This is a genomic window from Mycobacteroides chelonae, assembly GCF_016767715.1.
GTDB classification, from domain to species: Bacteria; Actinomycetota; Actinomycetes; order Mycobacteriales; family Mycobacteriaceae; genus Mycobacterium; species Mycobacterium gwanakae.
Map to the genome: position 1 here is coordinate 4533107 of NZ_CP050145.1, position 26530 is coordinate 4559636.

Consider the following 26530-nt stretch of genomic DNA (forward strand, 5'->3'; position numbering starts at 1 on the left):
ATGCCGACCGTACCCGTCATCCGGACCCACACCGCGCGACTCATACACACCGCCGATCTGGATAGCGAAACACGCCATGCGGCAAGGGAATTACTGATCGAAGCCTTTGAGGGCGAGTTCACCGAGGAAGACTGGGAACATTGCCTGGGCGGCATGCATGCGCTCATCTGGTACCACGGCACACTCATCGCCCACGCCGCGGTGATCCAGCGCCGGCTGCTCCATCAAGGGCGGGCCATACGCACCGGATACGTGGAAGGCGTTGCGGTAGATAGCGACTGGCGCGGCAACGGGCTCGGGCGCGCAATCATGGACGCGGCCGAACAGGTTTTGCGTGGCGCCTATGAGCTGGGCGCGTTGAGCGCCGACGACGAGGTCGCGCCGTTCTATCGGGCGCGCGGCTGGGTCCCCTGGCTCGGAACCACTCCCGTCGCGACCGCAGACGGCATCGTGCCCGCAGCGGATGAGGGCGTGCACGTACTGCCGATGAGTTCCGGGGTTGACCCCTCCGGCTCACTGACCTGTGATTGGCGCGGCGGCGACGCCTGGTGATGTCCGCGGCGACGCAGGAACACCCAGATCACGGCGATCACAAACGCCAGCCGTGCAGCACTGCCGACCGTCGCCAGTAGGCCGTTGACCACCTGCGCGATGTCCACCGGATACCGCAGGATGATTCCCGCCATCGCAGCGGCCTGTACCAACTCCAGCGAGCCGACGATCACACAGAGCCGCACGTGCATCCGGTGATAGGCGCGCAAGTCCGCATCGCCCCAGTGATGGCGTGCTACCCAACCCGGGCGGATCATGTCGATGATGACTTCGGTGAGAGGCCGTTTCGTCAGACAGCTACCGATATAGAACAGGCCGAACAGCACCACCGGGACCACGTGGGTGAGTTGAGCCAGCTGTGGTGAGCTGGTCAGCAGCGCGACCACGAGCGTCGCGCCGTGCATCAGCATGATGAATCCCGCGACGATGTCGAAGCGCCTGTCTCGTAATGCCGTGTAGATGACGCGCAGCGCGGAGACCACCGCCGCGGCCATCAGGGCGTGCAACTCCGAGGCACCCAGCAGGCGCATCCCGTAGTACGTACCCAGGCCGAGCGCGGCACTGACCAAAGCGTGTCCGAGTGTGAATTTCCCTGCACCCTTACCCAACCCACTCACCACAGCGACGGTACCGACGCAATCTAAGAGAGCCTGAGAAAGCGGGGCTACCTGCCAGCGAGGGCGCGCTCCTTACGGCGCAAGTACATCCGGATCGCAACGACGACGCCCACGATCAGTCCCCCCGTGGTGAGCATCGACACCACCGGGTTCACCGCCTGGACCACATCGACGGAGAAGCTGTAGATGATCACCACCATCAAGGCGCAGAACAGCAGGCTGAAGATCCCGCACCAGAAGCTGACGAGAACATGCAGCCGGTGGTACGAGCGCTGGTCCTCATCGGTCCAGCCCTGTTCCTCGGCCAGTTTCTCCACGCCGCCGGGCCAGAGTTTGGTGACCAACAGCTCGGTCAGTGGCTTGCCGATGAGCGCACTGATCAGAAAATAGCTGGCCAGCAACATGCCCGGCACCTCATTGGTGACCTGTGACAAACGTGGGTCGCGGGTGAGCCACGCCATGACGAGGCTGACGCCAAAGATGGGCACCACCAGCAATGAGACCGGATCCAGGGCCCGCTTCCACGCCATCTTCACCAACGCCTGGGCGGCCGATACCGCGGTGGCGGCCATCAGCGCGTGCAGCTCCGAGAAGCCTGCCAGGCGCAGACCGAAGTAGGCACATAGCGCGGGTCCGACATTGAGCACGCCCTCGATCAAAAGCTGGCGGGGCGAGATCCCGCTCTCGGTTTCGGGCTGCTCGGTGGACAGTGACACCGCGCGACTGTATCCGGTCGTCAGGCCGCGGGCGAGTCGTACGTCATGCGCTGAAGGTAGCGTCGGATAACCACAATGATGCCGATGATCAGTCCCATTGTGGTCACCAGGGAGAAGATTTGGTTGACCGCCTGGGCGATATCAACCGAGAAGCTGTAGATGATGACGATCGATATTGCCGACAGCAGCAGGCTGATGACACCGCACCACAAACTCACGTGGACATGCATCCGGTGATACGAACGGAAGTTCTCCGGAGTCCAATGGTGTTCGGCCGCAATCTCTTCGATTCGCCCAGGCCGAGCCTTCGCGATCATCAGTTCGGTGAGGGGCTTGCCGATGAACGCACTTCCGATAAGAAACAGCGATAGCAGGATGCCGGGAATCGTGTTGGATACCTGGGCCATACGTGCATCGGAGGTGACGAGCGCGATGACCAGACTCAGCCCGAAGTTGAACATCAGGAAGCCCGACAGGACGTCGAACTTGCGGTTCTTGACCACCGTGATCAACACCTGAATCGCGGCGACCACCGTGGCAGCAATCAACGCGTGAATCTCGGGTTGCCCAAAGGCACGCAGCAGGTAATAGGTGCCGAGGGATGGTCCGACGCTGGCAAGGGTGTGCCGGAGCACGACGCGCGCTGACGCCTTCTGATTCTCTGCGGGCTGCTCGGGCACGCGGCGAGGGTACCCGGCGAAACTGGGAATCAGAGGCTGGCACGCAGCGGCGATGAGCTCGCGCGCGCGTTCGCCGTCGGCGTACAGAAAACGGAACTTTAGCGCGAGTCACTCAAGTTTGTACGTGTGACGGCCGGTTCAGATTCCGGCCCTATAGAAGGAGACACGCTATGAGCAATCTGGTTTGGACACGCCGCAGCCCGTTCGCCGAGTTCGACGCGCTGGTACGTCAGTCCTTCGGCCCGGCCACCAGCTGGCCCACCCCCGGTTTCGTTCCGTCCGCCGAGGTCGTGAAGGACGGCGATGACGCCCTGGTCCGTCTGGACCTGCCCGGCGTCGACGTCGACCAGGACGTCACGGTCGAGGTGGAACGCGGCAAGTTGGTGGTGTCCGGTGAGCGCCGCGACGCACGCGCCGAACAAACGGAAGGACGCGTACTGCGCGAGGTCCGCTACGGCACGTTCCGTCGCACCTTCACATTGCCCACCCATGTGACGGGTGATGCGATCTCGGCGAGCTACGACGCCGGCGTGCTGACCGTCAAGGTCGCCGGCGCCTACGCAAACGCCGAGGCGCAGAAGATCGAGATCACCAAGTAATCGGCAGGCCGAGAAGGGAAGTCCGCACTATCCGGCGCGGGCTTCCCTTTTCTTCGCCTCACGGGCCAGCATGCGGTCGCGCTGCTCTTCGAACTTAATGACTTGGCGCTTAAGGTCTTCCACGTACGCGGCGAGCTGCTCGCGTCGCTGCTCTCCCGTGGCACTGAAATCACTGCGATCGAAGATCCGCCACTTCCGTAGATTCGGCGTGACTACCTCTTCGAGATGCTGGCGGGGGTCGTAAATGCCGTGTTTGGCCATCAGCACACCATTACGGCGGAAGTTCGGCATGCCCTGACCGGGCATGCGGAAATTCTCGATCACCGCGGCAATCGCCTCCAACGCCTGATCTGGCACGAGATCCAGTGCGGCACTGCACATATTGCGATAGAAGATCATGTGTAGGTTCTCGTCGGCAGCGACACGTTGCAGCATCCGGTCCGCGACGGGATCGTCGCACACCTTGCCGGTGTTGCGGTGGCTGACGCGGGTCGCCAGCTCCTGCAACGTGGTGTACGCGACCGAGAGCAGGAAGTCGGTCTTGTGTACCGACTCTTCCTCATCGGTGGGATTGAAGCCCGCGGTCATGTGTTCCATCCGCGCCCGCTCCAACGCCACCGGATCTACACCCCGCGTCACAACCAGATAGTCGCGAATGACGATGCCGTGCCGGTTCTCCTCGGCAGTCCAACGCCCCACCCAGGTTCCCCAGGCACCATCAAGACCGAAGTACTGGGCCGCCTGACGGTGGTAGGACGGCAGGTTGTCCTCGGTAAGCAGATTGGTGATCATCGCCGCCTTGGCAACTTCGCTCAGCTGTGACTGCTCCGGGTCCCAGTCGTCGCCGCCCATCTGCGCGAAATTACGACCACGTTCCCAGGGAACGTAGTCGTGCGGATGCCACTCCGTGGCCACCGACAAATGCCGGTTAAGGTTGGCTTCAGCAACGGGTTCCAACTCGCTGAGCATCTCAAGGTCGGTCAACTCTCTTGACATTTCACCTTGTCTTTCGCGTTGGAACCCCGAGCCCACGCACAGGGTAACTTATCTGAGCAATGCCTTAAGGCGCCTGTCAGTCACGACTGATTGCCTGCAACTTCCACCCCGACCACACCGCCGGACGGGTCACCATGCCTGTTTCGGCCCCCACAGCTGGGCAACGGCTTGCTACAGACCCGATATTCGAACCGGCTTCGCAGCACCATAGCGCCGTGAGAGCAACATCACTAATCGGGCCGTGTCACATCGCCCTCACACCGAGGAATCGCCGCCCGAGTCCAACATCGGGGCCAGATAGTCCAGCGCAAACCGGCGCGCCTGTTCCGGAGTCTCCAGGTCTATCACCGTCTGCCGCGTCAGAATCAAGGACAGGGCAATACGTATATGCAGCTCGGCAACCGTACGCAAGTGAGCCAGCATCTGCTCCGAAACCTCTGCGTCACCGTAGATCTCGCTCTTCCAGAGGCTCGCGCAAAACTCGCGGAACGTCCCGATGAGCGGGCCGGCCTCCACCGTGAGGGACGGCAGGATCGAGTCAGGCTCGGTTTCCAATAACCTCCGCAGAAGCGGGTGATCGATGATGAATTCAACAGTGTAGGAGGAGCTTTCAGCCATTCGTTCGGCCAGCGTCATCGTGCGGCCCTCGACACGCGCGGACACCCCGATCATGTATTTACGCAGCTCCGCATACACGACCGCTTCGGTGAGGGCCTTCTTGTTCGGAAATCGCCGGTAGACCGTCGCACGGCTCAGCCCAGCGCGCTTCGCGACGTCATCAACCGTGGATCGGCGCCAGCCCACCACCGCGATCTGTTCGAACGCGGCCGTCAGTACCCGCTCAGTGAGTTCGTCGACATTATCGGGCAGGCGCAGCGCAGCAGGGTCGGCCGAGGCCAGCGTATTGAGCAGTGTGTCCTCAGTCACTTGCGTCGCGCGCTCCTTGTCACTCCTCCGGATGCCGACCATACTTCAGAGACAAAGAGATGTAAATTGTCTCACGATCTCCAACGGAGGAGGACACATGTCCCGAGCAGCGTTTTCTCGCTACATCCAGGAAGTCTGCGCGAGCCGCGTTCAGTTCCTTACCTTCCTCATGGGGTCATGGTTCGTCAGCAACTGGGCGATCGGACTGATGATCAACCACGAATTTCCGCTGCACTCCACGCACGAGATGTACCGGGCATCGTTCTACGCGTATGGCGTCATCCCCGTCGCCGTCAACGGCTGGCACGCCTTCTTCCACCTGGCCACCGGTATTGCCCTACTGATTGGCGCCCGCACTCGCACCAACGCAATCCGCTATGCGGCCGTGGTGGCGCTGGTCTACTGGGCAATGGTGGCAGTGTGCATCGGGGGCGGTATGACCGTGTGCAGCGTGATGGCCGTCGATACCGTCGGCAACTGGGTCCACAGCTCCGAGGGGCTGATCCTGGCCCTGATCGCTGCCGCCGGCGTGGCGAGCGGAAACAAGTCACCCGTAACCCAGGCCGTCCCGGCCTCCTAGGAGTCCTCCGTCGCACTGGGCGGGCAATCGAGCCGGTCGGTATTTTGAAAGCCGTGCGAACTGCGATGTGCCGCGCGGCAGCGGCCGCCACTGCCTTCTTGATCCTGCTCGGCGGGTACGGGCTGCAATCCCCGCAGACCGCGCACGCCTCGAGCTGCACTGACATTGACCTGGCCTTTGCGCGTGGCACCAACGAGCCCGCGGGCCTCGGCGACGTCGGCAAGTCATTCACCGATGCCGTGAAGAAGCAACTGCAGGGCGCCAAGGGGATGACCATCTCCACCTACGGCGTGGACTATCCCGCAAGTATCGATTTCATCCAGGCCGGCAAGGGCTCGGACGATCTGAGTAAGCACATCCAGAAGACGGCCGCCGACTGCCCGAAGATGAAATTCGTCGTCGGGGGGTATGCGCAGGGCGCTGCAGTAGTCGACGTGCTGCTGGGCAACACTCCCCCGGGTACCTACACCTTCACCAATCCCCTGCCCGCCGGGCTCGAGCAGCGCATCGTCTCCATTGTGCTGTTCGGTGATCCTAAGAACATTCGGCCACCCGGCGTCGATGCCAACCTCGCGATCCGCGAAGACCTGCTGCACAAGGTGATTGACGTCTGCAACCCCGGAGACTTCTTCTGCGATCCGCAGGGCGGGGACATCGTCTCGCACACCACCTACGCCAAGGACAAACTCACCGACGGCGCGGCGGAGACTGTGGTTCAGCGCCTGGTCGCCGCATTGGGAAATCGCTGCCAGAGCAGCGAGCCGTCGGGCACCTCCGCGACCTGCGCACCCAGCGCATAACCGGAGCCAAGCGCCCCGTTTTGCCGGTTCCGGCGTGCCGGGACGGCCTGACGCAGAACAATCAAACCACCCCAAACCACGACATTGCGCGGGTTGTAGCCACATGTGTACAGTCGTGGATGGTCATGATGTAGACGAATGACTACACCGGCGGGAGTGGAGGGCGACGAGCGCATGAGCAGCGATATTCGCGTGGTGGAGCCGGGCGAGTACACCTCACCCGCACGTCCACCGGAGATCGAAGGCATTCCCTGCGCCGACGGAAGAACGCTGCCACCCGGCCCGGTGGCGGGCCGCCCCTACGCGCTGCCCGCAGATCTGCTGGTCGAGGAGTTCGGGCCGCTCTTCTATGCCGATTTCGGGGTTTCGCGCCGGCTGTATGCGTGCTCGCTGGCACTGGTCGAGGAGCTGTGCGACGAGAGCCGGTTCATCAAGGGCATCACCGACCGGCTGGACCGATTCCGTCCACTCGCGGGCGACGGATTGTTCACCGCCTACCCGGGCGAGCCGAACTGGCAGAAGGCCCACGATGTTCTGTTGCCCGGCTTCAGCTTCAGCGGTCTACGCAACTACCACCCGGCCATGCTCGATATCAATCGTCAGCTCCTTGCCCGGTGGGATGCGAGCACCGGCGAGCATCTTGTGGACGTGGCCGAGGATCTGGGCAAACTCGCCATGGACACGGTCGGGCTAGCCGGGTTCGGGGCGAGGTTCGACTCCTACCAGCGGGAGGGACTTGCGGCTATTCCGGCGAGCTTCGCCGTCGCACTGCACCAGATGCTGGCTCCTGGAGGCGAGAACAGCGACCTGTTCGCGGCCGAACAGCAGAAGCTGCACACCTTCATCGATGAGCTCATCACCCGGCACGACGACGGTGCGGACGAGCACGAGAACCTGCTCGGACTCATGCTCGCGCCCGGCACCCCGCAGACCCCGGCACTGGAGCTGAGCAGCGTTCATTCTCAGGTCCTGACGTTCTTGATCGCCGGGCAGGACACCACCTCCACGGTGATGCCGACGGCGCTCTACAGCCTGGTCAAAAACCCTGCCGTGCTTCACCGGGCTCAGGCCGAGGTGGACGCACTGTTCGGGCCGGGAGACGAGCACACCCCCACGTTCGACGAAATCGGCAAGCTCCGCTACATCCGTCAAATCGTGGACGAGACACTCAGGCTTTCGCCCCCGGTCCGTGAATTCGACCGAATGGCAACAGAAGACACCCTGCTCGCCGGGCGCTACCCGGTGCGCAAGGGTGAAGTCGTCACTGTCCTCACGACCGCGCTGCACCGTCAGCCGCAATGGGGCGACAACGTGGAGACTTTCGACCCAGACCGGTTCTCGCCGGAACGATCTGCCAAGCGACCGGTGAACCTGTTCAAACCTTTCGGCACCGGAGCCCGATCCTGCATCGGACGGCAGTTCGCGCTGCACGAGGCGACGATGGCCCTAGCGACACTGGTACACAGATACCGCTTCATCGACTCCGAGCACTACCAGTTGCGCACCCAAAGTGATCTCATCCGGAAACCGGTGGGCTTTCGGATTGGCTTGGCGCGACGTACTTCCCAGGACCGCCAGCATGAGTCGGCAGCCACGGCCACCCCGACACCACAGGAGTCGCGGCAACTGGCGGTCACCGCTGTACCCGGATCGGCGCTGACCGTCTTCCATGGCTCAAACCTGGGCACCTGTCGGGCACTGGCACACCAACTGGCTGAGGAAGCTTCCGATCTCGGCTACCGGACGACGGTGGCCCCGCTGAACGAAGCGACACACGCCCTGCCCAGCGAGGGTGCCACGGTGGTCGTCGCCTCCTCCTACAACGGTCAACCAACTGACGATGCCCGACAGTTCCTCACCTGGCTCGATAGCGCAGAAGCGCGTGCGGACGGCGGGCTGCGCTACGCGGTACTCGGCGTCGGAGACCGGAACTGGGCCGAGACGTACCAGGCGGTGCCCCGAAAAATCGATGAACGCCTCGCCGCGCTCGGTGGCACGCCAATTGTTTCCCGTTGCGAGGCAGACACTTCCGGTGATTTCGCAGGCAGCGTCGAGTCCTTCTCGCAAGCACTCTGGACGTCGTTGGGCACGGTCGCCAGTGCGGATACTCCCACCGGCACCCTCGAGGGTCCCCTTTACGAACTCCGCGCCATCGACGGGCCGGTGACGGCGGCAATCGATGCCCGGTTCGAGGTAATACCCATGACCGTTCTGGAGAACCGGGAACTGGTCGGCGCCAACAACCCACTGGGACAGGCCAAGCGGCTGGTACGGGTGGCATTGCCCGCCGACGTCGAATATCACACCGGCGACCACCTCACCGTCCTCGCGGACAACCAGCCCGAAATCGTGGACAAAGCCGGCGAGTTGCTCGGCCTCATCCTTGAACGGCGCATCTCCATCAACACCCGGCGCAACAGCCGACGGGCCATTGCGCTGGACCGCGAAGTAAGCGTGCGCGAGCTACTCACCCACTTCGTCGAACTGCGCAAGCCGGCCACCAGAACGCAGCTGCTCCGGCTGGCCGCGGCGAACCCCTGCCCACCGGAGCGATCCGCGCTGGAGGCGCTCGCCGAGCATCCAGAGACGCGCTCGCTCGGTATCGCGGGGTGCCTCATGGAGTTTCCCGCCACCACGCTGTCGCGCGCCGAACTTCTTGAACTGTTCGAGCCGATGACGCCACGGCACTACTCGATAGCGTCCTCGGCACGGCAGAGCCCGGGGATCGTCGAGCTGGTGGTCAGCGTGCTCGATGCCCCAGCCCGATCCGGGTTCGGAGATTATCAAGGAGTGGCCTCCAACTATCTCGCCAACATCGCACCAGGACAACAGATACGGGCACGGGTCGACCAGGCCCGGCAGGCGTTTCGTGCCGGCGCCGACCCCGCCCGCAATGTCATCTTGGTCAGTGCCGGTACCGGAGTCGCACCGTTCCGGGGATTTGTCGGCGACCGGCTGGCCGCACAGCGCGCCGGCGAACCGTATGCTCCGGCACTCTGCTTCTTCGGCGTCCGGCATCCGGAAGTCGACTATCTGTTCCGGGACGAGTTCGCGGCCGCCGAACAGTCGGGCGTGGTCCACATGCGCCCGGCGTTCTCTCGCGCATCCGAGAACGGCATCAAGTATGTACAAGACCGGATTGCCGCCGACGCGGACGACGTCTGGGATCTGCTCGGCGATCCGGCCAAACAGACCCATGTGTATGTCTGTGGCGACGGCGGCAAGATGGCCCCAGCCGTCCGGGAGGCATTCTTGGATATCTACCGAAAGCACACCGGCGCCACCGAACCCCAGGCACGGAACTGGCTTACCGGCCTAGTGGAGGCCGATCGCTACGTGGAGGACGTCTGGACCGAGTGAGGCATACACTCCCGCGCCGCGAAGCCCGGCCTCGGCGGCACGTAGTGTTTCTTGAAGGTCCCTGACTCTTCAAGCGGGAGTGAACCGATGCGCAGACGCACCTTTCTCCGTTCCAGCTCCGTGGCATTGCCCGCCGTCGCACTGGGCCTCTCGACGGCCGGAAGCGCAGCTGCCGACGTCCGCCCCACCGGGTCAATTGCCTACCCGTTCAGCACCATTGATGTACCTGCGAAAAGCGCGCCGTGGACCCTGGAAACGAACCGCGCCGTGCTGCTGGTCCACGATATGCAGCACTACTTTGTGAAGGCATATGCGCCGCATGCCGATCCCATCGCCACCGTGCTGAAGAACATCAAGAGCCTGCTTGACGTCGCGCATGCCCGCGGTGTGCCCGTGCTCTACTCAGCGCAGCCTGGCGGTATGACACCGGAGCAGCGCGGACTCTTCGGCCAGCTCTATGGGCCGGGCATGCCGGACGACGACGCCGAGCGCGCGATTGTCGATCCCATAGCGCCGACGACGACAGATACCGTGCTGACGAAATGGAAGTACAGCGAGTTCTTCCGCTCTGAACTTCTGGAGGTTCTGCGTAACGCCAACCGCGATCAGCTGATCATCGTCGGCGTCTACGCCTTCTCCGGAATCACCGTGACATCCGCCGACGCGGTCCAGAACGATATTCAGGCATTCGTCGTCTCCGATGCCGTGGCGGACTACACCGCTACGGGGCACAACCAAGCACTCGCCTGGTGCGCGGAGCGGACCGCCAAAATACTGACCACCCGCTCCGCGATCGCGGCACTTGATAACTCGTAACAGCTGACGGCACGACAAAGGCCGCTTGCGTCACGCGCAAGCGGCCTTATGTCTTTGTGCCTAGACCAGCGCGGGCACGGTGGCCAGCGCCTGGGCGACGCCCGAGACGATCGCCGCGATCTTGAGTGCCTCGAGAATCTGCTCGCGGGTCAATCCGGCCTCACGCAGCACCTTCTCGTGCGAGCCGACGCAGAAGTGACAGCCGTTGATGGTCGACACCGCGAAGGACCACAGTTCGAACTCCGCCTTGTCGACGCCGGGGTTACCGATGATGTTCATCCGCAGACCCGGGCGCAGGTCGTCATAGGCGCCGTCGAGGAAGCCCCGCCCACGGTAGAACACGTTGGTCATCGCCATGATCGAGGCCGCGCCGAGTGCGGCGTCGAGTGCCTCGGGCGACAGCACGGTGGCAGCCTCTTCGCGAATCTCCTTGAACACCTGATCGTTCCGGGTGGCCGCCGCCGTCGCGACGAGAGTACCCCAGAGCTGGGCCGGCGACAGTACGGTGCCACGAGCGACCGTACCCAGGTTGAGCTTGAGATCCTTGGCGTACTCGGGCAGCGCCTCTTTCAGGTTGTCAATAGACACAGTTACCCAATCCTCCTAGACGCCCGCGCTCATCAGCTCGCCCGCATCGATCGTCGGGTCACCCTTGCGCCAGTTGCAGGCGCACAGCTCGTCGGACTGCAGCGCGTCGAGCACGCGGAGCACCTCGTCGACGTTGCGGCCCACCGAACCCGCGGTGACGGAGACGAACTGGATGATGTTGTCGGGGTCGACGATGAAGGTGGCGCGGTCGGCCACACCATCGGAGTTCAGCACGCCCGACGCCTCGGCCAGCTCGCGCTTGAGATCGCTGAGGATCGGGAACGGCAGGGTCTTGAGGTCCTCATGCTGTGCCCGCCACTGGAAGTGCACGAACTCGTTGTCCACCGACGCGCCCAGCACCTGGGTGTCGCGATCGGCGAACTCGTCGTTCAGACGGCCGAAGGCAGCGATCTCGGTGGGGCACACGAAGGTGAAGTCCTTCGGCCAGAAGAAGATGACGCGCCACTGGCCGGGGTGGTCGTCGCTGGTAACGGTGGTGAAGTAATCGTCAGGCTGCTGAGCGTTCACCTTCGACAGATCGCCGCCGATGACCGCGGTCAGGTTGTAGGCCGGGAATTCATCGCCGATGGTCCGCAGAGTCACGATCCTTCTCCTTTACGTATTCGCTGAATGCTTACTGGCACCATCGTGCCGGAAATCTTTCAAAAACAAAACGTGATTGTTGGCACTATATTGATAGGTATGTCCGATCGTAGTTATCAGCCGACCCTGGTCGGCCTGCGCGCTTTCGTGGCTATCGCACGTAAACGCCACTTCGGCAGCGCCGCCGCCGAGCTCGGAGTGAGTCAGCCCTCGCTGTCGCAGGCCCTGTCCATGCTCGAAGAGGGGCTGGGGGTGCGGCTCGTCGAGCGCAACACCCGCAAGGTGCTGCTCACTCCGGAGGGCGAGGCGCTACTGGAGAAGGCCACCAGCGCGCTGGATGCGGTCGACGAATTCACCTCGGCCGCAAGCGGGGTACGCGATCCGTTTGCGCAGACGCTGCGACTCGGCTTGATTCCCACGGTGGCCCCCTATGTGCTGCCCATGGTGCTCAGCGGACTGTCCCGTGAGTTCCCGGAGATGTCCTTGCGGGTCACCGAGGACCAGACCGGCCGGCTGCTGCGGTCGCTGGCCGACGGGTCCCTGGATGTAGCGGTCATGGCGCTGCCCGCGCAAACTCCCGGCATGGCGGAGATTCCCATGTACCGGGAAGATTTCGTTCTCGCCCTGCCGTCCGGACATCCGCTTGCCGGCAGCACGAAGGTCGAGCCCGCCGATCTGGCGAATATGCCGCTGTTGTTGCTGGACGAAGGACATTGCCTGCGCGATCAGGCTCTGGAGGTATGCCAACTCGCGGGAGTGCGGCCCGATCTCGGACACACCCGTGCGGCCTCGCTGGCCACCGCTGTGCAGTGCGTCGAGGGCGGCCTCGGCGTCACGCTCATCCCGGGCACCGCGGTCACCGCCGAGACCGCCAGCGGCGGACTGGCCACCGCCACCTTCGCGTCACCGGTACCAGGCCGCCGGATCGGATTGGTGTACCGCGCGATCAGCGGCCGGGAAGACGCCTACCGACGGCTGGCCGAGCTGCTGACCCAACTTGTCGCGGCCGTGCACCCGGTCTTGGCTGAGGCGGTCTAACGCCAGCGGGCCAGGATTTCCTCGGCCCGGGCCGAGAGTGCGCGCTGCAGAAACGGCCCGAAACTGATCCGCCCAACGCCCAACGGACCAAACGAGGCCGGATCATCCACATCGGGCAGCGCGATCGCGTTCACCGGAAGCGGCAGCTCAGATGTCAAGCGTCGCTGCACATCCGGATCATGACGGCCTACCGGGTACAGCGAGTCGGCGCCCGCCTCGGCAGCGAGCGTTAACCGCGCGATGGCCCGATCCACCCGGTCCGACTCGTCCCCGATTTGGCGCAGGAGGATGTCCGTCCGCGCGTTGATCACTACCGGCACGCCCGACTCATCGGCCGCAACCCGCAGTGCCCCAACAAGATCGGCGTGCTCCTGCGGCTCACGAATCCGGCCGCCTTCGCTATGTACCGAGTCCTCGATGTTCAGACCGACCGCACCCGCCTCGATCAGTCCCTCGATGAGCCGCTGTGGCGTCTGCGCATAGCCGGACTCGATATCAACGGACACCGGCAGGTCGACCGCGGCGGTGATCTGCGAGACCCGTGCCACCACGTCCTCGAATGACATGCCCTCCGCATCGGCCTTACCCACCGAATCGGCGAGCGGATGCGAACCCACCGTCAACGCCGCAAATCCGGCATCGGCGGCGAGCTTCGCGGACCAGGCATCCCACACCGTCGGCAGGAAGACCGGGTCACCCGGCACATGAAGCGATTTCAGCAGAACGGCCTTAGCGGCAAGATCACCGGAGGTGTTGGTCATGCCTACATCCAACCCCGTCCCGCACGGATTTACTCCACCGATGCGCCCGCGGAGCCGCGCCGTGCCATAAGGCGCGCAACCGCATCGTGCATATGCTCCTCGATCAATCGATACGCAGCAGGCGCATCACCGGCGCCGATCGCCGCGCACAGGACCTCATGCTCACGGACCTGTTCCGTCAGGTCCGGGTAGGCGCCCTGCAGTTCCCCCAGCAGCATCCGGGTCTCCAGCAGCAGGGTGCGCATGGCGCGGCGCAGCCGGGGGCTTCCCGAGGAGTCCACCAGCACCTCGTGAAAGTCCTGATCGGCGTCGGTCACCGCGACGATATCGCCGCGAGCGGCGGCCTCCGTCATCACCGCCACGGGCACGAGCAGCCGCCGGTAAGCGGTGACGGTGTCGCCGGACATGATGCATTCCAACGCCGCTCGTTCGATGGCTGCCCGCGACCGGTAGACATCGTGGACGTCTTCATCGGTCAGCTCGATGACGAAGATGCCGCGATTGCGCTCACTGCGCAGCAGACCCTCCGACACCAGGCGCTGCATCGCTTCGCGTAGTGGTCCACGGGAGACCGCGAACCGCGCGGCCAATGACGCCTCCCCCAGCTGGGCGCCTGGCGCCAGCACACCGCGCATGATCGCGATGCGCAACCGTTCGGCGATCAGTTCGGCGGTGGATTGCCGTTCCAGGGGCGCGAACTCCTCAGGTACCAGCGTCGTCATGTCGTCTCCTGAAAAGCCGCCCCAAACCCGGAAAATCGGGCACCTCTTTGATTAATCGCAAACCTTCCCACACCGTGACCTGGTTCGCGGTCAATACCACCTTGTCCAGCCGAGATTCGAGCCGCTCAACGTGCGCGACGGTGTGCATGGCGGTGTCGGGAATCAACAGCGCCTCGGCGTCTGGATGGTCGTGGGCATCTGCCAGCTCGTCGACCTGGCTCGCGGTAAGCCGGCCCACCTCGGCCGCCGTGTCGATGCCCGCCTCGCCCATCGACACAACCTCAATGTCGTGCGCGGCCAGAAATGCGACGAACAGCTCGGCGATATCGCGCGGATAGCTCGCAGCCACCGCCACTTTCGAAATCCCGAGTGCTACGGCCGCGTTGACGAAGGCGAAGGACGTGCTCGACGCAGGCGTACCGCTGGACTCGGACAGGAGCGCCACTTGATGCGCCGCGCCCTGCGGACCGTAGACAAAGCTGCCCGAGGTGCACGCCCACACCACAGCACCCGGTTCATGAGGGCGCAGCAGCCGAGCACCCTCGGCGAGTTTCTCCGGACTGCCCAGATCGAGCAGTTCGGGCACGGCATGCAGATCGGTGCCGTAGATGTGCACGACGGGGAAGTTCATATCCAACTGGCGCGCCACCAGGGGGTAGTCCGACTCAGCCGCGTGATCCGGGTAGATAAATCCCACCGTCGGACGCGTATTACTCACTCGAACCTCCTCCGAAGACATCGCGAAGCCACTTACCGGGCCCCATCATGGGAAGACTCATCCGGTCCAGACAGGCCCAAATGGTCAGTTGGTTGGCCGTCAACACCGGCTTGCCGAGCAGCCGTTCCAACGGCTCGATCACGTCATAGGTGCGCAGATTGGTACAGCTGACGAAAATCGCTTCGGCATCATCGGTGTCGGCAGCGAGAATTCGCTCGGCGACGGTGCGGTAGTTGACCTTCCAGATGCCCCCGCCCAGGCCCAGATGATCTGTCCGCACCACCGTTACACCCAACTCCCCCAGGAACTTGGCGAGCAGCTCGGTCAGCTCGGCGTCGTAGGGCGTGATGACGCTGATCCGGCCGATACCCAGGGCGGTCACGGCCTCCGCCAGCGCGCCGGAGGTGGTGACAGCAGACTTGGCACCAGTCGCCATGATGGCCTCGACCAGCGACCGCTCGTGTTCGACACCGCGAATGAAACTGCCCGAAGTACACAGGTATGCAACGACTTCCGGCTCGACGTGCAGGACATCGCGGGTGGCCGCCTGCAGGTGAGCGGTATTGGAAACCAACTCGGCCATGGCCCTGCTCACCGGTACCGGCTCATACGGGGTACGGGCCAGATGCAGCGATACCTCGGCCGGAACCCAACGCCACAGCTCACGCTCCAGCGCAAGGTCGAAAGGCGCAATGATGCCGATGCCGCGCTGATCAGCCGACTCCGAGAAATCGGGAAGAGACGAGAAATCCACCGGCAAGACCTAACACTCGCAGCATCGCTCCGCGCTCCGAGCGATCACTCAGATTGTTGACAATCATACGATATCTCCATACCGTGTCAACGTGAGCGCGCGCCCGATTCTCGCGGATGAGCAGCTTGCGCGAAGACCAGTGGTGGCCGTGCAGCACTCACCTCATTCGATACCGGACCGACTCGACACCATGGCCGCGTCCGCTGAGCTACGACTGGTGGAATCGGACCAACTCGCCACGGCGCTGCCCGGAGCCGAGATCCTCTTCGTCTACGACTTTCGTTCCTCGGCGCTGCGCGAAACATGGTCCGCCGCAGACTCATTACGCTGGGTGCAGATCGCGGCCACGGGTGCCGATCCGGTGCTGTTCGATGAACTCGTCGAGAGTGACGTGGTACTGACCAATTCCCGCGGTCTGTTCGAGCGCCCCATCGCCGAGTACGTGCTGGCACAGATCCTGGCTTTCGCCAAGGACATTCGCCGTTCCACGCGCGCCCAGGCCGCGCTGAGCTGGCGCCATTTCGAATCAGAATCCATCGAAGGTGTGCCCGTAGCGGTACTCGGTACCGGACCGATCGGCCAGGCCATCGCCGCCCTATTGGCCGCGGTGGGCATGCGGGTTACCGTGCTCGGCAGAACCGAATCCGCCGAGTTGTCTTCCCATGTAGCCGATGTCGAGTATCTGGTGCTCGCCGCTCCGCTTACCGCGCGCACGCACGGAATTGTCAACGCACGCGTGCTCTCGGCGATGCCAACGTCAGCCCGGCTGATCAATGTGGGCCGTGGCGAGCTGGTGGGCACGTGGGATCTGGTGTCCGCGCTGAATCAGGGAGCCATTGCCGGGGCCGCATTGGATGTCACCGATCCCGAGCCGCTGCCGGTGGGACATCCTCTGTGGCGCACGCCGAATACGTACATCACCCCGCATAACAGTGGCGATGTACACGGATGGACCGACCGTCTTCAGGACCAGTTTGTCGCCAACTTCGACCGCTATCTGCGTGGCGAGGAACTTCTGAATATCGTCGACAAGGACAGGATGCACCGCAATGCATGAACCCACCGATCCCACCGAGATGACCGCTCTGGAGCTGGTGGCTGCCTACACCTCGGGGGAACTTTCTCCGGTGGAGGCGACAGCCGCGGTGTTGTCCAAAATCGCCCAAACCGACAGCGCTATCAATGCTTACTGCCTCGTCGACGAGGAAGCCGCTCTGGCAGCGGCCACACAATCCGAGGAGCGATGGCACGGCCACTACACCCGTGGGCTGCTCGACGGGGTGCCGATCTCCATCAAGGACGTCTTCCTGACCCAGAACTGGCCGACCCTGCGAGGCTCGGGCCTGGTCGATCCGGCCGGCCCATGGGAGGCAGATAGCCCCGCTGTACATCGCATCCGGGCCGACGGCATGGTCATGGTCGGCAAGACCACCACGCCCGAGCTGGCCTGGAAGGGGGTTACCGATAGCCGTCAGCGCGGGATCACCCATAACCCGGCCGACCCGCGCCGCACGGCAGGCGGGTCTTCCGGCGGCAGCGCGGCTGCGGTGGCCGCCGGCATGGGCCCGATGTCCATCGGCACCGACGGTGGGGGCAGCATCCGGATACCCGCCAGCTTCTGCGGCGTAGTCGGTTTCAAACCCACGCACGGCCGGGTCCCGATGTATCCGATCAGCCCCTTCGGGCCGCTGGCACACGGTGGCCCGATAACTCGAACGGTGGAAGACGCTGCGCTGCTGATGGACATCATCAGCCTGCCGGACCACCGAGATCCCACCTCGCAGCCGCCCACCCTCACCACCTACCGCTCGCAGGTCTACCGGGATATGACAGGCCTGGATATCGCTTACTCACCCACGCTCGGCTACGCCGACGTCGATCCCGAGGTCGCCGACCTGGTCGAAAACGCAGTGAACGCCCTTGACGAGGCCGGGTTGCCCGTGACCCACGCAGATCCGGGATTCTCCGACCCTATCGATGCCTTCGAAATCCTATGGGCCGCAGGGGCAGCCGCCAGTCTCAACAACTATGGCACCCTCAGCGAGGTACGCGACGGGATAGATCCAGGGCTGGCCCAGATGTGGGACATCGGCCTTGAGGCCTCCGCCACCGAGTATCTGGGAGCACGCAACGCCTGTGTAGAACTGGGCGCCATCATGGGTGCTTTCCACGAGATCCACAACGTGCTCATCACCCCGACCGTGCCGATCCCCGCGTTCCCGTTGGGCGCCGACGTCCCGCCGAACTCAGGGATGCGCTGGTGGGCACAGTGGACACCATTCACTTACCCGTTCAACATGACTCAGCAGCCGGCCCTGTCGATTCCGGTGGGCCGCACCTCAACAGGGCTGCCGGTCGGCATGCAGATCATCGGCCCGCGGCACAGCGACGACCTGGTGCTGGCGGTCGGCCATTTCGCCGAGCGGGTGCTCGCGGGTTAGGCCCAAACTAAGCCCGCGCGAAGGCCAACTGCTCGCCCTGAACGCCCGTGAGCCACAGATCCTGGCAGGCGGCCGCGATATCGGCCAGACCCTCTTCGATGGTCGCGAACACATTCCCGGGCACCCATCCGGCGTCCCCGTTGATCAGCAGATTGTTGCGGCCATAGAAGATCGCCAGATCGGTGGCGCCCTGCGCCGAATGCGCTTCCGATCCCGGCTCGTACCCGTAGGCGGGGTTACCGATCTCCCATGGCTCGAACCCAAAGAAGCACACATCCCCGGGGATCGGGGTGATGGTTGGATTCTCCCGGCCGGGCGCCGGCAGTAACGGCGGCAACAGGGTGTACACCTCGTTGCGCGCATACTTTGCGTGGTACGCCTGCCCAACCACAGGTAGTGAGTTCCATACCGTTTCACAGGTTCTCGGTGCCTCAGCGTCGAGCAGCCGGGCACGGCAGGTCACGCCCCTCTTGGTCAGCGTGATGGATATATAACGATCCATCACAGCTCCGCCAACACGGTGCTCCAGATGCCCAGGGCATCGGATATCTGATCGGCCGTCACTACCAGGGGTGGAATCATCCGCACCACATTCATATGAGGACCGCACATCAGCAGGAGCAGCCCCTTCTCGGCCGCCAATGCCTGGGCCCGGGCGGCGAGCTGGGCCGCAGGCCTGCCGCCGGCACTGAACTCCACACCTACCATCAACCCCAGACCGCGCACATCACCGTCAATCCCTCTCTCGGCAGCAATCTTTCGCGCACCGTCGAGAAGCTCCCGGCCACGCGCCCGAGCGTTCTCGACAAGCCGTTCCTCGTCGATCACGTCGAGGGTGGCCAGCGCAGCCGCACAGGCAACGGCATTGGCGCCATAGGTGCCGCCCTGCGAACCGGGCCAGGCACGCCCCATCAGCTCGGCAGAGGCCGCGATACCCGAGATGGGGAACCCGCTGGCGATTCCCTTGGCCATCACCAGGATGTCTGGCGTCACGCCAAAGTGCTGATGGCCGAAATACTCTCCGGTGCGGCCGAATCCGGTCTGCACCTCGTCAACCACCAGCAGGATGCCGTGCTGGCGAGCGCGTTCGGCGACGCCGTTGAGGAACTCGGTGTTGGCGGGGATGTAACCGCCCTCGCCCAACACCGGTTCGATGACCATCGCTGCCACCTGATTGGGTGCCGTCGCGGTGGCGAACAGGTAGTCCAGCTCTTGCAGCGCGAACCGGGTGGCGTCGGTCTCGCTCCAGCCATACCGATACGCCGTCGGGAAAGGAGCCGTGTACACGCCGGCCATCAAGGGGCCGATTCCCGATGAGAATCGTGGCCCCGAGGTGGTCATGGTGGCCGCGGCCAGGGTACGTCCGTGGAATCCACCTTGGAACACAACGATGTTCGGGCGGCCGGTGGCCTGCCGCGCCAACCGCACGGAGGCCTCGATGGCCTCGCTGCCCGAGTTGGCGAAGAACAACGAATCCAGATCCGCAGGCAACACATCGCCAAGACGGCGCACCAGGTTCTGCAATGGTCGATGCATCACCGTGGTGTACTGCCCGTGAATGAGCGTGGCCACCTGCCGTTGCGCGGCCTCGACCACACGAGGATGGCAGTGACCCGTACTCACGACACCGATACCCGCAGTGAAATCCAGGTATTCACGGTCACTTTCGTCATACAGATAGCAACCCTGGCCTCGCACCGCCACCACCGAGGTGGCCTGCTTGAGCACGGGCGATAACGCAGTCACGGCATCCCTTCCACTGACATACTCAGAACTTTCCACTGACATACTCAGAACTATTGTCGATTGTTGACAATCTCCCTAGCATGGTGGCATGCATCCAGGCGCAGTGTCTACCCCCCTGTCCACCGAAAGCGCGGTGGTCGCCGCCGCGCTCTCCCAGCAGTTCCGCCACGGTCCTGCCTTCCCCGTCGTGGACCCCTCGACCGAAGAGGTGCTGGCCGACGTCGCCAACATGGACGGCCGCGCCGCACTCACCGCGTTGAGTAATGCGGTTGCCGTCCAACGCTCCTGGGCCTCGACCTCGCCGCAGCAGCGCGCCGACATACTGATGCGTGCCTACACGCTGATGATCGAGAGCACCGAAGACCTGGCCCTGCTCATGACCCTGGAGATGGGCAAGCCCCTCACCGAGTCACGCGGCGAGGTCACCTACGCGGCAGAGTTTTTCCGTTGGTTTGCCGGCGAAGCGGTACGCCAGGACGGAGGCGTGATGCTGGCACCCGACGGCGGATCACGGTTGATCGTGACCCACCGCCCGGTGGGCCCCTGCCTGCTGATCACGCCGTGGAACTTCCCGCTGGCCATGGGCACCCGAAAGATCGGCCCCGCATTGGCCGCGGGCTGCACCTGTCTGGTCAAACCGGCCGAACAGACGCCACTGTCGATGCTCGCCCTACTCGGCATCCTGCGCGAAGCCGGAGTTCCCGACGGGGTGGTATCGGTGATCACCACCGCCGACCCCGGACCGACCATGGCGCCCCTGCTTGCCGACCCCCGAGTGCGCAAGCTTTCCTTCACCGGATCCACCGAGGTGGGCCGCTACCTGCTCACGCAGTGCGCACCTACCGTCAAACGCACCTCGATGGAGTTGGGCGGAAACGCACCGTTCATCGTGTTCGACGACGCCGACCCCGAAGAGGCCGCCGCCGGCGCCCTGATCGCCAAGATGCGCAACATCGGCCAGGCCTGCACCGCTGCCAACAGGATTTACGTGCAGCGCGGTGTCGCCGGAGCGTTCACCGAGGCGCTCACCGCAAAGCTCGGGGCGCTGCATATGGGACGCGGCACCCAACCCGGTGTCGATGTCGGCCCGCTGATCGACCCAGACGCGGTGGCCAAGGCCGACCGGCTGGTCACGGACGCCCGGAAGCGCGGTGCCACAGTGCGATTGGGCGGCGAGATTCCTGACGGTGCCGGATACTTCTACCCTCCATCCCTGCTGACCGACGTGCCCGATGACAGCGACATGATGCGGACCGAAATCTTTGCCCCGGTGGCCGCCATAGCGAGCTTCGACACTGAGGAAGAAGTCATCGCCCGCGCCAATGATTCCGAATTCGGTTTGGTGGCATACCTGTACACCAATGATGCCCGACGCGGATGGCGGGTTTCCGAGCAATTGGAGACCGGCATGGTGGGGCTGAACCGGCCCGTCGTGTCCACCCCCGCCGCCCCCTTCGGCGGCGTCAAACAATCCGGGATCGGACGGGAAGGGGGCTTCGCGGGAATCGAGGAGTTCCTGGAGACCAAGTACATCGGCGCGGCCGTATGAACGCCCGGATGAATGTGGCGACCATTCCGGGTGACGGGATCGGCGTCGACGTGACCAGGGAGGCCGTCAAGGTGATGGACGCCGCCACCGGCGGCCGCATCGAATGGACCGAATTCGACTATTCCTGCCAGAGATACGCCAACACTGGCGCCATGATGCCCGCCGAAGCACCCGCGACGCTGGCCGGATTCGACGCTATTCTGCTTGGCGCCGTGGGGTATCCGGGCGTGCCCGATGACGTCTCGCTATGGGGACTGCTCATCCCGCTGCGGCGCGCCTTCAACCAGTACGTGAACCTGCGACCCGTACGTCTGCTGCCCGGTATCGCCTCGCCCCTGGCCGGAGTATCTGCCGATGCCCTCTCGATGGTCATCGTGCGCGAGAACACCGAGGGCGAATACTCGCCGATCGGCGGCATTCACAACCGCGGCAATCAGAACGAATTCGCGCTTCAGGAATCGGTTTTCACGCGCATCGGGTGCGAGCGCATCATCCGGTACGCATTCGAGCTGGCCGCGTCTGCCGGATTCCGCGTCTGCTCGGCCACGAAATCGAACGGCATCATTCATTCAATGCCTTACTGGGACAGCATCTTCAACATGGTGGCGGCCGAATACCCACAGGTTCCCTCCGTGTCGATGCACGTCGACGCTCTTGCCGCCCGGATGATCAGTGATCCCGGCAGCCTGGACGTCATCGTTGCCTCCAACCTCTTCGGCGACATCCTCTCCGACTTGGCGGCGGCGGTTACCGGAGGCCTGGGATTGGCGGCATCCGGAAACATCAACCCGGAACGAACCGCCATCTCCATGTTCGAATCGGTGCACGGTTCGGCACCCGACATAGCCGGCCAGGGCATCGCCAACCCCATCGCACAGATACTGGCCGGCGCCATGCTTCTGGACCATCTGAACGAGCCTGACGCGGCCAACAAGATTCGCCTCGCCGTCGACCAGGTACTGGAAGAAGGTCGCGTTCGCACGCCCGATCTCGGAGGTAGCGACACCACCGAGCAGCTCGGCACAGCAATCGCCGAAACTGCTCGGTGATCTTGAATTAACTGACGACATCAGTGACTTGTGTCACTTTCCGTTCGGCTGTCCTGGCAAGATGGTTGTCGTAGCCTGTGATCCACGACACCTTCAGCCCAAGGAGTCCGATGTCGACGAAGACGGAGCTCACCGAGCTCAACCAAGCACTTGGCAGCCTGCGCCGCTGTGTCCACTCTCTGCAGTCTCGTTATGGCGACCTGCCGGCCGTGCGCCGCATCGTCAATGACGTAGAGCGGCTGGATATCGACGCCGCCGATCTGGATCTCTCACCTCATGAGCACCGGCTCGCGAGCAACGAGAAGATCCAAATCCCCGACACCGAGTACGACCGGGAGTTCTGGGGCGATATCGACGACGAAGGAGTTGGTGGCTACAGATGAGTCAAGCCACCGGGGTCTTCTCGCCTTCGCGTGCCCAGATTCAGCAGCGCACGCTACGCACTGACAAGTGGTGGCTCGCACCATTACTCACCAACCTCGGGCTGGCGACATTCGTCATCTACGCCACTGTGCGCGCTTTCTGGGGCAGCGCGTACTGGGTGCCGCAGTATCACTATCTGACGCCGTTCTATTCACCATGCGTCAGCACTGCCTGCGCCCCCGGGGCCAGCCATTTCGGGCATTGGGTGGGTGATCTGCCCTGGTTCATTCCCATGGCCTTCATCTCGCTGCCGTTCCTGCTCGCCTTCCGGCTGACCTGCTATTACTACCGCAAGGCCTACTACCGCTCGGTCTGGCAGTCGCCGACCGCCTGCGCGGTGGCCGAGCCGCACGCGAAGTATTCCGGCGAGACCAAGCTGCCGCTGATCATGCAGAACATTCACCGGTACTTCTTCTACGCCGCGGCGATCATCTCGCTCGTCAACACCTATGACGCCATCGTCGCCTTCCACTCGGAAAAGACCGGCGGTTTCGGATTCGGCTTGGGCAACGTGATCTTGGTGACCAACGTGGTTCTGCTGTGGGTGTACACGCTCTCCTGCCACTCCTGCCGGCATGTCACCGGCGGGCGGCTCAAGCACTTCTCCAAACACCCTGTCCGGTATTGGATATGGACACAGGTCAGCAAGCTCAACACCAGGCACATGCTGTTCGCCTGGATCACGCTGGGCACGCTGATACTCACCGACCTGTACGTCATGCTGGTGGCCAGCGGCACCATCTCCGACATGAGATTTGTTGGTTGACAATCACATTCATACTCATCCTCGCAAACAAACTGGGGTTAATTAATGGCTGAACTCGAACGGCACCAATACGACGTAGTCGTGATCGGTGCCGGTGGCGCCGGACTACGCGCCGTCATCGAGGCACGTGAACGGGGCTTTAAGGTCGCGGTCGTCTGTAAATCCCTGTTCGGCAAGGCACACACCGTGATGGCCGAAGGCGGTTGCGCCGCCTCGATGGGCAATGCCAACGACAAGGACAGCTGGCAGGTGCACTTCGGTGACACCATGCGCGGCGGCAAGTTCCTGAACAACTGGCGGATGGCCGAGTTGCACGCCAAGGAGGCCCCGGACCGGGTCTGGGAACTGGAAACCTATGGCGCGTTGTTCGATCGCACCAAGGATGGCCGGATCAGCCAGCGCAACTTCGGCGGCCATACCTATCCGCGGCTGGCGCACGTCGGCGATCGCACCGGCCTGGAGATCATCCGCACCATGCAGCAGAAGATCGTCTCGCTACAGCAGGAAGATTTCGCCGAGACCGGTGATTACGAGGCACGTATCAAGATCTTCGCCGAGTGCACCATCACCGACCTGCTCCTGGACGGGGACCGGATCGCCGGCGGGTTCGGATACTGGCGCGAATCGGGCCGGTTCATCCTCTTCGAGGCTCCCGCAGTGGTTTTGGCCACGGGCGGCATTGGCAAGTCATTCAAGGTGTCATCGAACTCCTGGGAGTACACCGGTGACGGTCATGCCCTGGCACTGCGCGCCGGCGGCACGCTGATCAACATGGAGTTCATCCAGTTTCATCCGACCGGCATGGTCTGGCCTCCCTCGGTGAAAGGCATCCTGGTCACCGAAGGCGTGCGCGGCGACGGCGGCGTGCTCAAGAACTCCGAGGGCAAGCGATTCATGTTCGACTACATCCCCGCGGTGTTCAAGGGTCAATACGCCGAGACCGAGGAAGAAGCCGACCAGTGGCTCAAGGACAACGACTCGGCACGGCGCACCCCTGACCTGCTGCCCCGTGACGAGGTCGCCCGGGCCATCAACTCCGAAGTCAAGGCCGGCCGCGGCACCCCGCACGGCGGCGTGTACCTGGACATCGCTTCACGAATCCCCACCGAAGAGATCAAGCGGCGGCTGCCGTCGATGTACCACCAGTTCAAGGAACTCGCCGAGGTGGACATCACCAAGGACGACATGGAAGTCGGTCCGACCTGTCACTACGTGATGGGCGGCATCGAGGTCGATCCCGACAGTGGAGCCGCGACGGTGCCCGGTCTCTTCGCGGCCGGTGAATGCTCCGGCGGCATGCACGGGTCAAACCGGTTGGGCGGCAACTCCCTTTCCGACCTGCTGGTGTTCGGACGGCGCGCCGGTCTGGGAGCCGCCGACTACGTCAAGGGACTCACCTCCCGCCCACAGATCACCGAGGCCGACGTCGACAAGGCTGCCGCCCTGGCGCTGGCGCCCTTCGGCGACCCGGCGGCCGAGGGTGCCGAAAATCCGTACACACTGCACACCGACTTGCAGCAGGCCATGAACGACCTGGTCGGCATCATCCGCAAGGAAGAGGAAGTCGAACAGGCCCTGGTCAAGCTGAATGAGCTCAAGGAGCGCTTCAAACACGTTGCCGTGGAAGGGCATCGGCAGTTCAATCCGGGCTGGCACCTGGCCATCGACATGCGCAACATGCTGCTGGTCAGTGAGTGCGTGGCCAAGGCGGCGCTGCTGCGCACCGAGAGCCGAGGCGGGCACACCCGCGATGACCATCCGGACATGGACGCCACCTGGCGCAAGACCCTGCTGGTCTGCAGCACCACCGGCGGAGATCCGGCGGTACCCGATGTACTCGTCACGCCCGAGCCGCAGATCCCCTTACGCCCAGATCTTTTGGAACTTTTCGAGATCGGCGAGCTGGAGAAATACTTCACGCCCGAAGAACTGGCAGAGCACCCAGGAAGGAAGTCCTGACGTGAGCTATGACGCGCACCTCCAGGTCTGGCGAGGCGATGACGACGGCGGTGAGCTCATCGACTACACCGTTCCGGTGAGCGAGGGCGAGGTCGTGCTCGACATCATCCACCGCATCCAGGCCACTCAGGCCTCGGACCTGGCGGTGCGCTGGAACTGCAAGGCCGGAAAATGCGGCTCCTGCTCGGCCGAGATCAATGGCCGTCCGCGGCTCATGTGCATGACCCGGATGTCGACATTCGATGAATCCGAGACCATCACCGTGACGCCACTGCGCGCCTTCCCGGTGATTCGCGACCTGGTTACCGACGTGTCGTTCAACTACCAAAAGGCCAGAGAAGTCCAATCATTCACCCCACCGAAGGGCTTGAAACCCGGCGAGTACCGGATGCAGCAGGAAGATGTAGAGCGGTCACAGGAGTTCCGTAAGTGCATCGAATGCTTCCTCTGCCAGAACACCTGCCACGCGGTGCGCGACCATGAGGAGAACAAGAAGGCTTTCGCCGGACCGCGCTATCTGATGCGGGTGGCCGAGCTGGAGATGCACCCACTCGATGTTGCCGATCGGCGCGAGGTGGCTCAGGAGGAACTGGGCCTGGGCTACTGCAACATCACCAAGTGCTGCACCGAGGTATGCCCCGAAGGCATCCACATCACCGATAATGCGCTGATCCCTATGAAGGAGCGGATCGCCGATCGCAAGTACGACCCGATTGTCTGGTTGGGCAACAAGCTGTTCCGCCGCTAGCCGGGTCTTGCACAGGAGAAGC

27 protein-coding genes and 1 pseudogene are annotated in these 26530 nt (G+C 63.7%); 15 read left to right on the plus strand and 13 right to left on the minus strand.

The window, feature by feature from the left end:
- Window positions 1-552 (plus strand): GNAT family N-acetyltransferase, encoded by a 552-nt coding sequence (locus HBA99_RS22290; RefSeq protein WP_070921138.1) that lies wholly within the window; start codon window positions 1-3, stop codon window positions 550-552.
- A gap of 56 nt (window positions 553-608) precedes the next feature.
- On the opposite strand, the pseudogene HBA99_RS25050 reads toward HBA99_RS22290, so the two are convergent.
- The 3 genes and pseudogenes from HBA99_RS25050 to HBA99_RS22300 all read right to left on the minus strand — a co-directional run.
- Window positions 609-1172: pseudogene (locus HBA99_RS25050) on the minus strand (VC0807 family protein); the annotation flags it as partial.
- A gap of 44 nt (window positions 1173-1216) precedes the next feature.
- Window positions 1217-1885: a VC0807 family protein gene (locus HBA99_RS22295; protein ID WP_070951939.1), complete on the minus strand. Its 669-nt coding sequence runs from the start codon at window positions 1883-1885 to the stop codon at window positions 1217-1219.
- 20 nt (window positions 1886-1905) lie between these two features.
- On the minus strand, window positions 1906-2565 hold the full coding sequence (locus HBA99_RS22300) for a VC0807 family protein (RefSeq protein WP_057965458.1): 660 nt from the start codon (window positions 2563-2565) through the stop codon (window positions 1906-1908).
- A 170-nt stretch (window positions 2566-2735) separates the two neighbouring features.
- Between HBA99_RS22300 and HBA99_RS22305 the strand changes: the two genes are divergently transcribed.
- On the plus strand, window positions 2736-3164 hold the full coding sequence (locus HBA99_RS22305; protein ID WP_030097258.1) for an Hsp20/alpha crystallin family protein: 429 nt from the start codon (window positions 2736-2738) through the stop codon (window positions 3162-3164).
- Between the two features lie 27 nt (window positions 3165-3191).
- Here the strand turns inward: HBA99_RS22305 and HBA99_RS22310 are convergent, their stop codons facing one another.
- On the minus strand, window positions 3192-4160 hold the full coding sequence (locus HBA99_RS22310; RefSeq protein WP_199252986.1) for an acyl-ACP desaturase: 969 nt from the start codon (window positions 4158-4160) through the stop codon (window positions 3192-3194).
- A gap of 255 nt (window positions 4161-4415) precedes the next feature.
- Window positions 4416-5129: a TetR/AcrR family transcriptional regulator gene (locus HBA99_RS22315; protein ID WP_234798073.1), complete on the minus strand. Its 714-nt coding sequence runs from the start codon at window positions 5127-5129 to the stop codon at window positions 4416-4418.
- A gap of 55 nt (window positions 5130-5184) precedes the next feature.
- Here HBA99_RS22315 and HBA99_RS22320 point away from each other — a divergent pair, with 55 nt between their 5' ends.
- From HBA99_RS22320 to HBA99_RS22335, 4 genes are all read left to right on the plus strand, one after another.
- Window positions 5185-5667: a DUF4383 domain-containing protein gene (locus tag HBA99_RS22320; protein ID WP_064409829.1), complete on the plus strand. Its 483-nt coding sequence runs from the start codon at window positions 5185-5187 to the stop codon at window positions 5665-5667.
- 53 nt (window positions 5668-5720) lie between these two features.
- Window positions 5721-6467: a cutinase family protein gene (locus HBA99_RS22325; RefSeq protein WP_109494236.1), complete on the plus strand. Its 747-nt coding sequence runs from the start codon at window positions 5721-5723 to the stop codon at window positions 6465-6467.
- A 138-nt stretch (window positions 6468-6605) separates the two neighbouring features.
- Window positions 6606-9827: a bifunctional cytochrome P450/NADPH--P450 reductase gene (locus HBA99_RS22330; protein ID WP_234798072.1), complete on the plus strand. Its 3222-nt coding sequence runs from the start codon at window positions 6606-6608 to the stop codon at window positions 9825-9827.
- A gap of 87 nt (window positions 9828-9914) precedes the next feature.
- Window positions 9915-10643 carry an isochorismatase family protein gene (locus HBA99_RS22335; RefSeq protein WP_070951936.1) on the plus strand — a complete coding sequence of 243 codons (729 nt, stop codon included), beginning with the start codon at window positions 9915-9917 and terminating at the stop codon, window positions 10641-10643.
- 60 nt (window positions 10644-10703) lie between these two features.
- Here HBA99_RS22335 and HBA99_RS22340 read toward each other — a convergent pair whose 3' ends face one another.
- Complete coding sequence (locus tag HBA99_RS22340) at window positions 10704-11231, minus strand: alkyl hydroperoxide reductase (protein WP_030097265.1); 528 nt, start codon at window positions 11229-11231, stop codon at window positions 10704-10706.
- A gap of 15 nt (window positions 11232-11246) precedes the next feature.
- Window positions 11247-11834: a peroxiredoxin gene (locus HBA99_RS22345; RefSeq protein WP_070921142.1), complete on the minus strand. Its 588-nt coding sequence runs from the start codon at window positions 11832-11834 to the stop codon at window positions 11247-11249.
- 99 nt (window positions 11835-11933) lie between these two features.
- Here HBA99_RS22345 and HBA99_RS22350 point away from each other — a divergent pair, with 99 nt between their 5' ends.
- Window positions 11934-12872 carry a hydrogen peroxide-inducible genes activator gene (locus HBA99_RS22350; RefSeq protein WP_070921143.1) on the plus strand — a complete coding sequence of 313 codons (939 nt, stop codon included), beginning with the start codon at window positions 11934-11936 and terminating at the stop codon, window positions 12870-12872.
- On the opposite strand, the gene HBA99_RS22355 is transcribed toward HBA99_RS22350, so the two are convergent.
- Genes HBA99_RS22355 through HBA99_RS22370 form a run of 4 tightly spaced genes read right to left on the minus strand, consistent with a single transcriptional unit; the run spans window position 12869 to window position 15827 of the window.
- Complete coding sequence (locus HBA99_RS22355; protein WP_064409833.1) at window positions 12869-13633, minus strand: isocitrate lyase/PEP mutase family protein; 765 nt, start codon at window positions 13631-13633, stop codon at window positions 12869-12871. The two genes, HBA99_RS22350 and HBA99_RS22355, sit on opposite strands and share 4 nt — an antisense overlap.
- A gap of 29 nt (window positions 13634-13662) precedes the next feature.
- Window positions 13663-14355, minus strand: coding sequence for a GntR family transcriptional regulator (locus HBA99_RS22360; RefSeq protein WP_070921144.1), 693 nt, complete (start codon window positions 14353-14355; stop codon window positions 13663-13665).
- Window positions 14336-15073, minus strand: coding sequence for a maleate cis-trans isomerase family protein (locus tag HBA99_RS22365; protein WP_030097270.1), 738 nt, complete (start codon window positions 15071-15073; stop codon window positions 14336-14338). The genes HBA99_RS22360 and HBA99_RS22365 overlap by 20 nt, the downstream gene beginning before the upstream one ends.
- On the minus strand, window positions 15066-15827 hold the full coding sequence (locus tag HBA99_RS22370) for a maleate cis-trans isomerase family protein (protein ID WP_030097271.1): 762 nt from the start codon (window positions 15825-15827) through the stop codon (window positions 15066-15068). Before HBA99_RS22370 ends, HBA99_RS22365 begins: the two co-directional genes overlap by 8 nt.
- A gap of 190 nt (window positions 15828-16017) precedes the next feature.
- Between HBA99_RS22370 and HBA99_RS22375 the strand changes: the two genes are divergently transcribed.
- Window positions 16018-16884, plus strand: coding sequence for a D-2-hydroxyacid dehydrogenase (locus HBA99_RS22375; RefSeq protein ID WP_234796973.1), 867 nt, complete (start codon window positions 16018-16020; stop codon window positions 16882-16884).
- Window positions 16877-18268 (plus strand): amidase, encoded by a 1392-nt coding sequence (locus tag HBA99_RS22380; protein WP_057965461.1) that lies wholly within the window; start codon window positions 16877-16879, stop codon window positions 18266-18268. The genes HBA99_RS22375 and HBA99_RS22380 overlap by 8 nt, the downstream gene beginning before the upstream one ends.
- A 7-nt stretch (window positions 18269-18275) precedes the next feature.
- On the opposite strand, the gene HBA99_RS22385 is transcribed toward HBA99_RS22380, so the two are convergent.
- Together HBA99_RS22385 and HBA99_RS22390 are read right to left on the minus strand one after the other, a co-directional pair.
- Window positions 18276-18770, minus strand: a complete 495-nt coding sequence (locus tag HBA99_RS22385) for a DUF3830 family protein (protein ID WP_030097274.1) — start codon at window positions 18768-18770, stop codon at window positions 18276-18278.
- Window positions 18770-20056 carry an aspartate aminotransferase family protein gene (locus HBA99_RS22390; protein ID WP_199252987.1) on the minus strand — a complete coding sequence of 429 codons (1287 nt, stop codon included), beginning with the start codon at window positions 20054-20056 and terminating at the stop codon, window positions 18770-18772. Before HBA99_RS22390 ends, HBA99_RS22385 begins: the two co-directional genes overlap by 1 nt.
- A 91-nt stretch (window positions 20057-20147) precedes the next feature.
- Between HBA99_RS22390 and HBA99_RS22395 the strand changes: the two genes are divergently transcribed.
- The 6 genes from HBA99_RS22395 (at window position 20148) to HBA99_RS22420 (ending at window position 26508) form a co-directional block, all read left to right on the plus strand.
- A complete protein-coding gene (locus tag HBA99_RS22395; RefSeq protein WP_070952415.1) occupies window positions 20148-21563 on the plus strand; it encodes an NAD-dependent succinate-semialdehyde dehydrogenase in 1416 nt (471 codons plus the stop codon).
- An 8-nt stretch (window positions 21564-21571) separates the two neighbouring features.
- Entirely contained in the window at window positions 21572-22612 is a 1041-nt protein-coding gene (locus HBA99_RS22400; RefSeq protein WP_420063459.1) for an isocitrate/isopropylmalate dehydrogenase family protein, read from the plus strand.
- Window positions 22613-22722: 110 nt separating this feature from the next.
- Window positions 22723-22995, plus strand: coding sequence for a hypothetical protein (locus tag HBA99_RS22405; protein ID WP_030097278.1), 273 nt, complete (start codon window positions 22723-22725; stop codon window positions 22993-22995).
- Window positions 22992-23801 (plus strand): hypothetical protein, encoded by an 810-nt coding sequence (locus HBA99_RS22410; protein WP_057968443.1) that lies wholly within the window; start codon window positions 22992-22994, stop codon window positions 23799-23801. Before HBA99_RS22405 ends, HBA99_RS22410 begins: the two co-directional genes overlap by 4 nt.
- A 45-nt stretch (window positions 23802-23846) precedes the next feature.
- Window positions 23847-25760 carry a fumarate reductase/succinate dehydrogenase flavoprotein subunit gene (locus HBA99_RS22415; RefSeq protein WP_064409839.1) on the plus strand — a complete coding sequence of 638 codons (1914 nt, stop codon included), beginning with the start codon at window positions 23847-23849 and terminating at the stop codon, window positions 25758-25760.
- Window position 25761: 1 nt separating this feature from the next.
- On the plus strand, window positions 25762-26508 hold the full coding sequence (locus HBA99_RS22420) for a succinate dehydrogenase/fumarate reductase iron-sulfur subunit (protein ID WP_030097281.1): 747 nt from the start codon (window positions 25762-25764) through the stop codon (window positions 26506-26508).
- Window positions 26509-26530 lie beyond the last annotated feature (22 nt).

Excerpts from the sequence above, each read along its gene's own strand:
- HBA99_RS22290 (WP_070921138.1), top strand. The coding sequence starts at position 1 with ATGCCGACCGTACCCGTCATCCGGACCCACACCGCGCGACTCATACAC.
- HBA99_RS22305 (WP_030097258.1), top strand. The coding sequence starts at position 2,736 with ATGAGCAATCTGGTTTGGACACGCCGCAGCCCGTTCGCCGAGTTCGAC.
- HBA99_RS22310 (WP_199252986.1), bottom strand. The coding sequence starts at position 4,160 with ATGTCAAGAGAGTTGACCGACCTTGAGATGCTCAGCGAGTTGGAACCC.
- HBA99_RS22315 (WP_234798073.1), bottom strand. The coding sequence starts at position 5,129 with ATGGTCGGCATCCGGAGGAGTGACAAGGAGCGCGCGACGCAAGTGACT.
- HBA99_RS22320 (WP_064409829.1), top strand. The coding sequence starts at position 5,185 with ATGTCCCGAGCAGCGTTTTCTCGCTACATCCAGGAAGTCTGCGCGAGC.
- HBA99_RS22330 (WP_234798072.1), top strand. The coding sequence starts at position 6,606 with ATGACTACACCGGCGGGAGTGGAGGGCGACGAGCGCATGAGCAGCGAT.
- HBA99_RS22335 (WP_070951936.1), top strand. The coding sequence starts at position 9,915 with ATGCGCAGACGCACCTTTCTCCGTTCCAGCTCCGTGGCATTGCCCGCC.
- HBA99_RS22350 (WP_070921143.1), top strand. The coding sequence starts at position 11,934 with ATGTCCGATCGTAGTTATCAGCCGACCCTGGTCGGCCTGCGCGCTTTC.
- HBA99_RS22355 (WP_064409833.1), bottom strand. The coding sequence starts at position 13,633 with ATGACCAACACCTCCGGTGATCTTGCCGCTAAGGCCGTTCTGCTGAAA.
- HBA99_RS22360 (WP_070921144.1), bottom strand. The coding sequence starts at position 14,355 with ATGACGACGCTGGTACCTGAGGAGTTCGCGCCCCTGGAACGGCAATCC.
- HBA99_RS22375 (WP_234796973.1), top strand. The coding sequence starts at position 16,018 with ATGGCCGCGTCCGCTGAGCTACGACTGGTGGAATCGGACCAACTCGCC.
- HBA99_RS22380 (WP_057965461.1), top strand. The coding sequence starts at position 16,877 with ATGCATGAACCCACCGATCCCACCGAGATGACCGCTCTGGAGCTGGTG.
- HBA99_RS22385 (WP_030097274.1), bottom strand. The coding sequence starts at position 18,770 with ATGGATCGTTATATATCCATCACGCTGACCAAGAGGGGCGTGACCTGC.
- HBA99_RS22390 (WP_199252987.1), bottom strand. The coding sequence starts at position 20,056 with ATGTCAGTGGAAAGTTCTGAGTATGTCAGTGGAAGGGATGCCGTGACT.
- HBA99_RS22400 (WP_420063459.1), top strand. The coding sequence starts at position 21,572 with ATGAATGTGGCGACCATTCCGGGTGACGGGATCGGCGTCGACGTGACC.
- HBA99_RS22405 (WP_030097278.1), top strand. The coding sequence starts at position 22,723 with ATGTCGACGAAGACGGAGCTCACCGAGCTCAACCAAGCACTTGGCAGC.
- HBA99_RS22410 (WP_057968443.1), top strand. The coding sequence starts at position 22,992 with ATGAGTCAAGCCACCGGGGTCTTCTCGCCTTCGCGTGCCCAGATTCAG.
- HBA99_RS22415 (WP_064409839.1), top strand. The coding sequence starts at position 23,847 with ATGGCTGAACTCGAACGGCACCAATACGACGTAGTCGTGATCGGTGCC.